This is a genomic window from Kribbella sp. NBC_00662 (genome assembly GCF_041430295.1).
Lineage (GTDB): Bacteria > Actinomycetota > Actinomycetes > Propionibacteriales > Kribbellaceae > Kribbella.
Window position 1 is genome coordinate 7950791 of the sequence record NZ_CP109029.1, and the last position, 12297, is coordinate 7963087.

General features: G+C 67.9%; 8 protein-coding genes. 4 read left to right on the forward strand and 4 right to left on the reverse strand.

Features of this window, described 5'->3' with window-relative positions:
• The first annotated feature begins 132 nt into the window (after positions 1–132).
• The gene (locus OHA10_RS39045) at positions 133–2121 is read left to right on the forward strand and encodes an alpha-1,4-glucan--maltose-1-phosphate maltosyltransferase (RefSeq protein WP_371403810.1); all 1989 of its coding nucleotides are present in this window, start codon (positions 133–135) and stop codon (positions 2119–2121) included.
• Between the two features lie 251 nt (positions 2122–2372).
• Here the strand turns inward: OHA10_RS39045 and OHA10_RS39050 are convergent, their stop codons facing one another.
• Complete coding sequence (locus OHA10_RS39050; RefSeq protein ID WP_371403811.1) at positions 2373–3137, reverse strand: SDR family NAD(P)-dependent oxidoreductase; 765 nt, start codon at positions 3135–3137, stop codon at positions 2373–2375.
• Positions 3138–3314: 177 nt separating this feature from the next.
• On the opposite strand from OHA10_RS39050, the gene OHA10_RS39055 reads away from it, so the two are divergent.
• Positions 3315–3740 (forward strand): MerR family transcriptional regulator, encoded by a 426-nt coding sequence (locus tag OHA10_RS39055; RefSeq protein ID WP_371403812.1) that lies wholly within the window; start codon positions 3315–3317, stop codon positions 3738–3740.
• Positions 3741–3796: 56 nt separating this feature from the next.
• Here OHA10_RS39055 and OHA10_RS39060 read toward each other — a convergent pair whose 3' ends face one another.
• Both OHA10_RS39060 and OHA10_RS39065 read right to left on the reverse strand, forming a co-directional pair.
• A complete protein-coding gene (locus tag OHA10_RS39060; protein WP_371403813.1) occupies positions 3797–4957 on the reverse strand; it encodes a threonine synthase in 1161 nt (386 codons plus the stop codon).
• Positions 4958–4968: 11 nt separating this feature from the next.
• On the reverse strand, positions 4969–5565 hold the full coding sequence (locus OHA10_RS39065; RefSeq protein ID WP_371403814.1) for a winged helix-turn-helix domain-containing protein: 597 nt from the start codon (positions 5563–5565) through the stop codon (positions 4969–4971).
• A gap of 296 nt (positions 5566–5861) precedes the next feature.
• Here OHA10_RS39065 and OHA10_RS39070 point away from each other — a divergent pair, with 296 nt between their 5' ends.
• Positions 5862–10238, forward strand: coding sequence for a S8 family serine peptidase (locus OHA10_RS39070; RefSeq protein WP_371403815.1), 4377 nt, complete (start codon positions 5862–5864; stop codon positions 10236–10238).
• Positions 10239–10340: 102 nt separating this feature from the next.
• On the opposite strand, the gene OHA10_RS39075 is transcribed toward OHA10_RS39070, so the two are convergent.
• Positions 10341–10871: a winged helix-turn-helix domain-containing protein gene (locus tag OHA10_RS39075; RefSeq protein ID WP_371403816.1), complete on the reverse strand. Its 531-nt coding sequence runs from the start codon at positions 10869–10871 to the stop codon at positions 10341–10343.
• A 272-nt stretch (positions 10872–11143) separates the two neighbouring features.
• Here OHA10_RS39075 and OHA10_RS39080 point away from each other — a divergent pair, with 272 nt between their 5' ends.
• Positions 11144–12229, forward strand: coding sequence for an OmpA family protein (locus OHA10_RS39080; protein ID WP_371403817.1), 1086 nt, complete (start codon positions 11144–11146; stop codon positions 12227–12229).
• Positions 12230–12297 lie beyond the last annotated feature (68 nt).

A 12297-nucleotide genomic window follows, 5' to 3' on the forward strand; every position in this document is an offset into this window, starting at 1 on the left:
GCAACGCGAGCAAGATTTTGCAGGCCCGTGTGGCACAGACGACTACTGGGAACCGATAACGTCAGTCCTGTAGTTCCCGACGTAGTTACCCACCCGCCGGATCGACATTCGGAAAGCGAGTTCACCTACGCCATGACTGGGCGCATCCCGATCACCGAGGTCAGCCCGACCGTCGACGCCGGAGCGTATCCGGCCAAGGCGGCGGTCGGCGAGACGTTCACCATCGCGGCCACGGTTTTCCGCGAAGGCCACGACGCGGTGAACGCGAACGTCGTACTGACGTCGCCGTCGGGACAGACCAGACGCATGCTGATGAGCCCTGTGGGCCAGGGCTCCGACCGCTGGACCGTCGACGTGACGCTGCAGGAGCAGGGCGCGTGGACTTTCGCGGTCGAGGGCTGGAGCGACCCGTACGGGACGTGGCGGCACAACGCCGAGATCAAGGTCCCGGCCGGCCTCGACGTCGACCTGATGTTCGCCGAGGGCGCAGCGTTCTTCGATCGCGCGGCGGCCGGCGTACCGCCCGCGGTGCGTGCCGACCGCGGGACGTTGAGCGATGCGGCGCACGCGTTGGCGAACGGCGCGTTGCCGCCGGAAGCGCGGCTGGCGGCAGGCATCTCGCCGCAGGTCCGGGCCGCTCTCGGTCGCTACCCGGTGCGCGAGCTGATCACGTCGTCGGAGACCTACCCGGTGTGGGTCGACCGGACGCGTGCGCTGTACGGCAGCTGGTACGAGTTCTTCCCGCGGTCCGAGGGTGCGACGTACGACGAGGAATCCGGTCACTGGAAGTCCGGCACCTTCCGTACCGCGGCGCAGCGGCTCGAGGCCGTCGCGAAGATGGGCTTCGACATCCTCTACCTGCCGCCGATCCACCCGATCGGCCACTCGTTCCGCAAGGGCCCGAACAACACCCTCGACCCGAAGCCGGGTGACCCGGGTTCGCCGTGGGCGATCGGCTCCGAGGACGGCGGCCACGACGCGATCCACCCGGAGCTCGGCACGTTCGAGGACTTCGAGTACTTCGTCGGCCGCGCCCGCGAGGTCGGACTCGAGGTCGCGATCGACCTTGCCCTGCAGGCGTCGCCCGACCACCCGTGGGTGAAGGACCACCCGAAGTGGTTCGCGAAACGCGCCGACGGCTCGATCGCGTACGCCGAGAACCCGCCGAAGAAGTACCAGGACATCTACCCGATCAACTTCGACGACGACCCCGAAGGCATCTACGCCGAAGTACTGCGGATCGTCAAGCTGTGGATCTCCAAGGGCGTCACGGTGTTCCGGGTCGACAACCCGCACACCAAGCCGGTCAACTTCTGGGAGTACCTGCTCGGCGAGATCCGCAAGACCGACCCGGACGTGGTGTTCCTGTCCGAGGCGTTCACACGGCGGCCGATGATGCGCGAGCTGGCGAAGGTCGGCTTCCACCAGTCGTACACCTACTTCACCTGGCGCAACGAGAAGTGGGAGCTCGAGGAGTACCTCACCGAGCTCACCAAGGAGACGGGGCACTACCTGCGTCCGAACTTCTTCGTGAACACGCCGGACATCTTGACGGCGTACCTGCAGTACGGCGGACCGGGCGCGTTCAAGATCCGCGCGGCGATCGCGTCGACGTCGTCGCCGGCCTGGGGTGTGTACGCCGGGTACGAACTGTTCGAGCATGTCGCGCTGCGGCCGGGCTCCGAGGAGTACCTGGACACCGAGAAGTTCCAGCTGCGGCCGCGGGATTGGGCAGCAGCTGAGGCGGAGGGACGCTCGCTGGCGCCGTACCTCACTCTGTTGAACAACATCCGCCGCCGCCACCCGTCACTGCAGCAACTGCGCAACCTCTCCCTGCACACGGTCGACGACGAAGCGATCATGTGCTACTCGAAGCGCTCCACGGCGCCGGACGGGCACACCGACACGGTGATCGTCGTGGTCAACACCGACCCACATTCGGTCCGCGAGTCGATGGTCCACCTCGACATGGCCGCGCTCGGCATGCGGCCCGAGGACACCTTCACGGTGTACGACGAAATCAGCGGCGCGACCTGGCGCTGGGGCCAACAGAACTACATCAAACTCGACCCGAACGGCGAGCCCGCCCACATCCTCGCCGTACGCCGCGGACAGGCCTAACTGTGTGACGCAGCGGGTGCGACGCGCCCGGTGTGAGCACGCGGGTGTGAGAGAAGCCCGCGCGGAGCGGCTCTGGACCAACGGGATGATCGTGGCGGAGTTTGCGGCAGGCATGTTGTGGCACTGGTACCGCCCGCGCGATCGGCGTGGTCGCGGGCTTGGTCTTCATGACCCAACACAAGACTCGCGAACACGACGCGTCCCTGGCACGACGTCTCCGTCGCCGTGCCAGGGCCCGTCCGCCGCCGGGGTCAGATGCTGGCTCCCCCGTCCACGGTCAGCAGCGCGCCGGTGATGTAGGCGGCCTTCTCACCGGCGAGGAACACGACCGCCTTGGCGACGTCGCCGGGGGTGCCCATGCGTCCGAGTGCGGTCATGGCTGCCTGGGGGGCCGCGTTCGGTCCGTCCGCGGGATTCATGTCCGTGTCGGTGGCCCCGGGCTGTACGACATTGACGGTGATGCCCCGGGAGCCGAAGTCGCGCGCCCACCCCCGGCCGAGCTGATCGATCGCCGCCTTGCTCGCCGCGTATTCGGCGACACCGGGGACGGGGACGTGGTGGGCGACAGTGCTTCCCACCAGGATGACGCGCCCGCCGTCGGTCAGAAAGCGCGACGCGGAGCGTGTGGTGACGATGGTTCCCATCACATTGGTGGCCATCATCCGCTGAATCCCTTCCTGGAGTTCGAGGTCCATCTGGTCGACGGTGCCCACGACGGCGATGCCGGCCGAGTTCACCAGTACATCGATCTGACCCCCGAAGAATTCGGCGGCCTTCTCCACCGCGGTCGACGCCTCGTGCGGAACGGCCTGATCCGCCTGTACGGCGAGCGCCTTCGCGCCGAGGTCGGTCAGTTCGGCGACAACGGCCTCGGCCCGCTCGCGCGACTTCTGGTAGGTGATCACGACATGCGCGCCTTCGCGGGCGCATTCACGCGCGATCTCCGCACCGATACCCCGTGACCCTCCGGTCACGAGCACTGTGCGTCCTGTCAGAGTCTTGGACAACGTAGACATGCTGATAACTCCTTATGCGCTGCTGAGCTGCATTTCAGCTACGCACCGAAGCTAAAGATTGACATTAGTGTGAAGGTCAAGCCCGCTCTGAACCTTTACACTGATGTAAAGGTGGAGCTCTGGCGGACAGGCAGCCTCGGAGCGACGGCATCGCGACACCTGGCGAGGGAGAACACGATGAAGATCGGCGAGCTGGCGGCGAAGACCGGAGTGGCGCCGCGGCTGCTGCGTTACTACGAAGAGGTCGGCATCCTGACCCCGTGGCGGGCACCCAACGGATACCGCAGCTACGGCGAGCCCGCCGTCGACCGCGTCCTGCAGATCCGCGAACTGCTGGAAGCGGGCTTGACGACGGACATGATCCGCGAGGTCCTGCCCTGTCTCGATGCGCAGAACGAGGATGGGGAGGCTCCGACCTGCCCGGACATCGACGTGACGGAGCTGGACGGGCTGCGTCGACACCTCGCTGCCATCAAGCGCCGCATCGACATACTCCGGCGCAACGAGCGGGCCATCAAGGCGTATCTGAAAGTCCGCGCGGAAAACACCAGTGTCCCCCCGACAGCGGCCGGCGAAGTCGTGGCGATGGTCGGGCGGCCCTAGCCCCCCGCTCCCCTCCATGGCTCAGTGCGGCTGCGTAGTACGCGTGGGCCGGCTTCCTAGAGCGGGACGGTTTCGGGGTATTTCAGGCCGGCGCCGGTGTTGAGGGCGACTACCTGGTCGTCGGCTCGGATCCAGCCGGACTCTCGTAGGGTGCGGATGGCGGCGAAGTTGGCGGCGCCTTCGGGGCAGATGAAGGAGCCTTCCAGGTGGGCGAGTTGGTGTTGTTCGGCGAGGATGTCTTCGTCGTCGACGGCGACTGCGCAGCCGTCGGTCTCGGCGATCGCTTGTAGGACGAGGAAATCGCCCAGCGCCTTGGGGACGGTGATGCCGAAGGCAACCGTTCGAGCGTCCGGCCAGGGCTCGCTTTCCGGCAGGCCCTTCTCCCATGCGCGCACGATCGGCGCACAGCCGGTCGACTGCACAGCGACCAACCGCGGCAACGGACCGGAGATCCAGCCGAGTTCGCGCAGCTCGAGAAGTCCTTTCCAGATGCCGATGATGCCGACACCGCCACCGGTCGGGTAGACGATCACGTCCGGCAGTTGCCAGTTCAGCTGCTCCGCGATCTCCAGCCCCATCGTCTTCTTGCCCTCGATGCGGTACGGCTCCTTCAGCGTCGACGCGTCGAAGTACCCGGGCTGTTCCCGCACATACGCCGCCGCGTCCCCGATCAACCCGTCGATCAACTGCAGCCGACCACCCACCACGGTCACCTCGCGCCGGCAGATCTCGGGCGCCGCGATCGGCATCGCGATCAGCGCCTCCATCCCGGCGCGCGCGGCGTACGCGGCCCACGCGGAGCCGGCGTTCCCGTTCGTCGGCATCGCGATCTTCCGTACGCCGACCTCGTACGCGCGCGACACCCCGACCGCGGCGCCGCGCGCCTTGAACGTACCGGTCGGGATCAGCCCCTCGTCCTTCATCAGCAGGCGATCCACCCCGAGCTCAGCGCCGTACCGCGGCAACGGGAGCAGCGGCGTCATCCCCTCCCCCAGCGTCACCACGTTCTCGGGCGAGCGCACTGGCAGCAGCTCGTGGTACCGCCACAGGTTCGGTGCCCGATCAGCCAACGCGGCCGGCGCCACCGTCACGGACGGCAGGTCGTACCGCGCGAGCAGCGGCGATCCGCAGGGACACAGCCCGATGATCTGGTCGGCGTCGTGGGTCGCTCCACAACGAGGGCATTCGAGATGACTCAGCGCAGAGAAAGAGGTCACATCCGAAGAAACTACCCCGCGCGCAGATCGGTGATCATCGGGCGTTGGTGATCGGTGAGACGGAAGCCGATCCCGCGGACGGCGTCGATGGTGACCGTCGTACCGAGTTCGTCGAGTTTGCGGCGCAGGCGCTTCACCACCGAGTGGACGTCGGCCGTGCCGCGGTCGTTGAGGTCGCGCCAGACGGTCTGGTGCAACGCGTCGTACGACCAGACCCGCAGCGGGGCCGACATCAGCCGGGTGAGCAGGTCGTGCTCGAGCTCGGTCAGCTGGATCTCGCGGTCACGCCAGCGCGCGACCGAGCGGGCCCGGTCGATGGTGAGTACGTCGGCGTCCGGCTCCTCACCCGTACTCCGGACCGCGGCGGCATCGACCGCATCGGGCTCCGGCGGTTCGGGCTGTTCGGGCGCGGTGGGCGGGGGCTGGTGGGCAGGAACCAGCAGCCTGCGCAGTTCGTCGAGGCTGGAGACCAGCAGCAACGGCGCGACGTCGTCGACGAGCTCGGCCAGACGGACGCGCTGCTCGGTAGAGGCCGCGACCGCGATCAGCAGCGGGAACGGCTCGTCATCAGGTCCGGTAGTGGTCAGGTCTATACGGGCGGTGACCATCTGGTCACGATGTCAATCCTTGCCTCAGATCGTCAACGAATTGCCAGCCTTTGCCCAGGTTGCCTCGATCCGCGCGACAGTTAGTCACGTCTTGCTCACCAAGTGTGCTTGTTACCACGTTGTTCTGACACATAGATTCCTCGTCAGGCTTGCGGTGTCACATGCCGCGACCTGGGGGGCACAGAGCGTCTTCACGCCCTCCTGCAGCAGTTGACTCGGGGGAGTCGAGCTCGGGGTCGTTCAAGTGAGGGGCTGCAGAGATGTCATATCCACGAAAGGGACTCACCAGATCCGTGGTGAGCACCCTGGCGGCGCTGGCCGTCGTCGCGACCGGGATGGCCGCCGCCGGCCAGGCCCAGGCGTCACCGCCGACCAAACCGGAAGCCACGCCATCGCCCGCCGCCAAGATCAAGCCGGAGCTGAAGGCACAGCTGGAGGGCAAGGAGGCCAAGGCCGAGACGGACTACTGGGTCCGTTTCGCCGCGAAGGCCGATCTGACCGCCGCCAGCAAGATCACCAACTGGAACGAGCGCGGTACGGCCGTGGCCGCCGCGCTGAAGAAGGCCGCCGCGGACAGCCAGGCGTCGATCCGCGCCGAACTGGACGCGCAGCACGTGAAGTACCAGGCGTTCTGGGGCACCAACGCGATCCGGATCGAGAGCGGATCGCTTGCCCTGGCCCAGGACCTGGCCACCCACAACGAGGTCGAGGGCCTGTACGCACCGGTCCAGATCGAGGTACCGAAGGTCACGCCGGGCCAGCAGGAGAAGGCGGTCCAGGCCGTCGAGTGGGGCGTCGCCAACATCAAGGCGAACCAGGTCTGGTCGCAGTACGGCGACAAGGGCGAGGGCATCGTCGTCGCCAGCATCGACACCGGTGTGCAGTACGACCACCCGGCCCTGGTCAAGCAGTACCGGGGCAACAACGGTGACGGCACCTTCAACCACAACTACAACTGGTTCGACGCGGCCGGCACCTCGCCGAACGCACCGTCCGACGGCAACGGCCACGGCACCCACACGATGGGCACCATGGTCGGCGACGACGGCGCGGGCAACCAGATCGGTGTCGCCCCGGGCGTGAAGTGGATCGCCGCGAACGGCTGCTGCCCGAGCGACGCCGCGCTGATCTCGTCCGGCCAGTGGATGCTCGAGCCGACCGATCTGCAGGGGCAGAACCCGGACGCGAGCAAGCGGCCGAACGTCATCAACAACTCGTGGGGCTCGACCCTGCCGTCGAACGACCCGTTCATGGAGGACATCACCCTGGCCTGGACCGCGTCCGGGATCTTCGGTGCGTTCGCCAACGGCAACAGTGGTGAGGGCGGCTGCAACACCTCCGGTTCGCCGGGCAGCCTGACCAGCAACTACTCGGCCGGCGCCTACGACATCAACAACAACATCGCGTCGTTCTCCGGTCGCGGGGTCGGCCAGGACGGCACCATCAAGCCGAACATCTCGGCCCCCGGTGTCAACGTCCGGTCCAGCCTGCCGGGTAACGCCTACGGCGCGTTCAACGGTACGTCGATGGCCACACCGCACCTGACGGCCACCGTGGCCCTGTTGTGGTCGGCGTCGCCGTCCCTGAAGGGTGACGTCGCGGCCACGCGGGCGCTGCTGAACCAGACCGCGATCGACACGCCGAACAGCCAGTGCGGCGGGACCGACGCGAACAACAACGTCTTTGGTCAGGGTCGTCTGGACGCGCTCGCACTGCTGAACGCGGCCCCGATCGGCGACACCGGCACGCTCACCGGCACGGTCACCGCCGCCACCGGCGGCGCTCCGCTCGCCGGCGCCAGCGTGACGGTGCACCAGGACGGTCAGGCCGACAAGTCGCTGACCACCAGCAGCAACGGCACGTTCTCGTCGGTGCTTCCGGCCGGCGACTACACGCTCACGGTCGCGTCGTTCGGGTACAAGACCCAGACCACCACGGCCACCATCACGACCGGTCAGACCACCACCAAGAACTTCGCCCTGGAGAGCACTCCGCAGGTGAGTGTCGGTGGCACCGTCACGGACGGCTCCGGCCACGGCTGGCCGCTGTACGCGAAGGTGTCGGTGGAGGGCCCGGGTGGCGTGTTCGACTACACCACCCCGAGCAACGGCCGCTACAGCCTGAAGGTCCCGTCCGGTGCGGCGTACTCGCTCAAGGTCGAGTCGAAGTACCCGGGCTACCAGACCGTCAGCCAGCCGATCACGGTCGGCAGCGGCAACCTGACCAAGAACATCTCGGTTCCGGCCGACGCCAACTCGTGCACCACTGCGCCCGGTTACAAGTGGGGCTCGGACGGCGTCTACGAGACCTTCGACTCCGGGGCCGCGCCGAGCGGCTGGACCGTCGTCGACAACAAGGGCAACGGACAGGTGTGGAAGTTCGACGACCCGGGCAACCGGGGCAACCTGACCGGCGGCAGCGGCAAGTTCGCGGTCGTCGACAGCGACAAGTACGGTAGCGGCGGCCTGCAGGACACGTCGCTGGTCAGCCCGGTCGTGGACCTGAGCTCGGTCACTGCTCCGGTGATCCGGTTCAACCAGGACCTGAACTGGTACCAGGGCGAGAAAGCCGACGTGGACCTGTCGGTCGACGGCGGCGCGACCTGGACCACCGCGCTGACCCAGATCGCGGACGTCCGTGGAGTCAAGGAGATCGCGATTCCCGAGGCGGCCGGCAAGTCCGCCGTGCAGGTGCGGTTCCACTACTGGGACGCGTCGTACGCATGGTGGTGGGAGGTCGACAACGTCCTGATCGGCAGCCAGGTCACCTGTGAGCCGACCGGCGGCGGCATCGTCGTCGGCAACGTCAAGGACGCCAACACCAGCGGTTTCGTGAACGGCGCGGTCGTCACCCGTGACGGCACGTCGGAGAGCGCGACCACCGTTGCGACGCCGGAGGACACCGGTCTGAACGACGGCTTCTACTGGCTGTACTCGTCGGCCGACGGCAACCAGAACTTCACCGCCAAGGCCGGTAACTACGTCAGCTCGACCGCGACCGTCCCGGTCGAGGCCGACTGGACCACGACGGCCGACTACACGCTGAAGGCCGGCCAGCTGTCGGTCACGCCGACCAGCATCACCGGCAACCTGAAGCTGCCGACCGGCACGGTCACCAAGTCGTTCAAGGTCACCAACACCGGCGGCGCGGATGTCGACGTGAAGTTCGGTGAGAAGGACAGCGGCTTCGTCCTGGAGAACGCGAACGGCACCAAGACCACCAAGGCCGAGGTGGAGAGCGGGGTCGGCGCACCGCTGCAGCGGCTCGCCGTGAACACCTCGTTCGCCCGGATGCTGTCGGGCAAGACCGGCGCCGCGCCGGTCGCCGCGAAGCCGCAGGCGGCTCCGTGGGCCGACATCGCCGACTACCCCGCGACCGTGATGGACAACCGGGTGGTCAACCTCGACGGCAAGATCTACTCGATCGGCGGCGGCAACGGCAGCGCGTCGACGGCCAACAGCTACGTGTACGACCCGGCCACGCTCGCCTGGACCGCGATCGCCCCGCTGCCGGGTGCTCGCAACGCCATCACCGTCGGCGTCGTGGGCGGCAAGATCATCGCCAGCTCCGGCTGGGCGGACGCCGGCCCGGCGCCGGAGACCTGGTCGTACGACCCGGCCGCCAACGCCTGGTCCGCGGTCGCTGCCAACCCGGCTCCGCGTGCGGCCGCCGGTCAGGCTGTGCTCGACGGCAAGCTGTACGCCGTCGGCGGGTGCACCACGTCCGGCTGTCTGCCGATGAGCAACACGGTGGTCCGCTACGACGCGGGTGCCAACACCTGGGAGACGCTGGCGAACTACCCGCAGTCGGTCGCGTTCGCATCCTGCGGCGCCATCGACGGCAAGCTGTACTGCGCCGGCGGTAACGACGGCACGAACTCGCTGAAGTCGGCCTACGTCTACGACCCGAGTGCAGATTCCTGGACCGCGATCGCAGACGCTCCGTCCGACCACTGGGCGGCGTCGTACGCCGTCGCCGGCGGCAAGCTCCTCGTCGTCGGCGGTGTCCAGGCCGGTGCGGTGACCAACGCAGGGTTCTCGTACGACCCGGCGTCGGACAGCTGGACCGCGCTGCCGAACGCCAACCTGCCGCGGTACCGCGGTGGTGCGGCGTGTGGCTTCTACAAGATCGGTGGCTCGTCCGGCAGCTTCAACGCCACCGTCGACAGTGAGGCCCTGCCGGGTCTCGAGGACTGCGCCGAGTCGTCGGCGGACGTGAGCTGGATGTCGCTCGACAAGACCGAGGCCACGCTGGCCCCGGGACAGTCGACGACCGTCAAGGTCACGCTCACCGCGAACGTCGACCAGCCCGGTGCCTACACCGGCGCCGTGACGATCGGCGAGAACACGCCGTACAACGTCGCAGCGGTCGGCGTGACGATGAACGTCACCCCGCCGAACACCTGGAGCAAGCTGCAGGGCACCGTCACGGGCGTCAGCTCGTCCGGCGCCACCGCCGCCCTCCCGGGTGCGATCGTCGAGGTGGACTCGTGGGCGCAGTCGTACACCTTCATCACCGACAAGGACGGTAAGTACGCCTACTGGCTCGACCGTCGCAACAACCCGCTCACCCTGATCGCCGCCAAGGACGGCTACAAGCCACAAACCCGTACGACGAAGTTGGTCGCCGGCACGCCGGTCACCGAGAACTTCGCACTGAAGTCGATCAAGTAGTCAGGCAGTAAGAAGCTCGGCCCCCGGACCGCATGGTCCGGGGGCCGAGCCCTTTCCGGAAACAATTCGTCAGCAGGCGGCGAACAGTTCCCGGAAAGGGGGTCAAGCAGTGGGAAGGAGATGGAAGCCGACGCCGCGGACGGCGTGGATCGTGACGGTGGCACCGAGGTTCGCGAGCTTCTGGCGCAGGCGTTTGACGACCGAGTGGATGTGCGAGCCGTGGCCGAGGTGCTCGTTGCCCCAGACGGCGTGGTGCAGACGCTGGTACGTCCAGACCCGGCCGGGCTCGGTCACCAGGCAGTGCAGGAAGTCGTGCTCCAGCCGGGTCAGCGGCATCTCGCGGTCCTTCCAGCGGACCACGCGGCGGTCGACGTCCAGCCGCAGTTCGGCCACCGGCTCAGGCACCGCCCGGATCGGCTTGGCGGCCGGCATCACGGTCGGAGCCAGCACCGCCGAGCTCGGCGCGATCGAGGCCCCGGTCAGCTCCAGGAACGCGCGGGCCTGGTCCGCGCTCGACACCAGGAGCAGTGCGTCGGCCTCACCGAGCAGACGAGCCAGGTGTACTCGTTCGGCCGTGGACGCGGCCACGCCGATGATCAATGACGAATCGGACGACCTCTCCATCGACTCCATCGACACCACAGCAAGCCCCTCCCAGTCGAACCGGCCCGCCATAAGTACGGTTCACGGCACGAACTAAGTCAAGGGATTCCTCGCGCACCGCGCTGGCACATATGCGTCCTGTCCGAGACAGGACAGCTCCCCAGACAGCTCCCCGGACAGCTCCCCAGACGGCTTCCGCAGAAGGAAAAACGGCGACGCTCCCTCCTGGAGTGTGCGGAGGCGGGGCGATGCGGAGTAGTCTCCTCGCGCACGGCCACTCTGACCGCATCCACGGAGGAACAGTGCCCGGTCTGGTTCGGCGGCCGCTCGTCATCTGGTTGCTCGCGGCCCTCGCAGTACCCGTACTGCTGACGGCTGTGCTGATTCCCGCCAAGGCCGGCACCACCGAGGACGATCTGCGGGACCGTACCGTCGCCGCGCTGAAGGCCCGCGGGATCGAGACCTCATCGGTCGATTTCGACGGCCGGGACGCGAAGATCGTCGTACCGGGTGACGTGGATCCGGCGCAGGTGCAGGAGATCGCTGCCGGCATCGAAGGGGTTCGCGCCGTACGGGTCGAGGGTGGGTCGCCCCCTACGCCGACGCCTACGAGTGCACCGGCGGAGGAGTCCGGCGTACCGGAGTTCGAGGTCGGGCGCACGGACCGGTCGATCCGGGTGCAGGCGCCGGTGAAGAGCCAGGCGGTCAAGGACGCGATCTCTGCCGAGGTCGAGCAGTTGCTCGGCCCGGACCGTGAGTACGACGACCGCACCACGATCGAGGCCGACGGGCTTGCCGATGCGGCGACGATCTCCCCGCTGCTGCGGGCGCTCGCGATCGGGACGGGCGACGCCTCGGTGCGGTACGACGGGGACAAGGTCACGCTGTCCGGTGAGGTGCCGGACCAGGCGACCAAGGCGACGGTGGGGCGGGCCGCGGCGAAGGCGGTGCCTGGCGCGGTCGTGGCCGACGAGCTGAAGCTGCCGACACCGCCGAAGTCCGCGGTGAGCGAGCCGTGCCGTACGTTCCCGACCCGGCTGGCCGAGTTCAGCCGGCAGTACAAGATCAACTTCCTGTCCGGTACGTCGATCGTCAACAACGCGTCGAAGCCGTCGGTGGTGCGAGCGGCCGCAGTACTGAAGTCGTGTACGACGGTGCGTGTCGAGGTGGCGGGTCATACCGACGACCTGGGTTCGCCGGCGACCAGCCTGCCGTTGTCCGAGCGTCGCGCCGCCGCGGTGAAGGCGGAGCTGGTGCGGCTCGGGGTCAACGGGGACCGCATCCTCGCGCACGGGTACGGGCAGGCCTTCCCGATCGCTTCCAACGCCACCGGCGCCGGGCGGATCGCGAACCGCCGGGCCGAGCTCCGAGTAGTGCAGGGGAACTGAATGAGTTGGCTGATCGCCGAGACCTGGATCCTGCTACTGGTCGCCTTCGTCCTGGGCAGCGCGGCCGC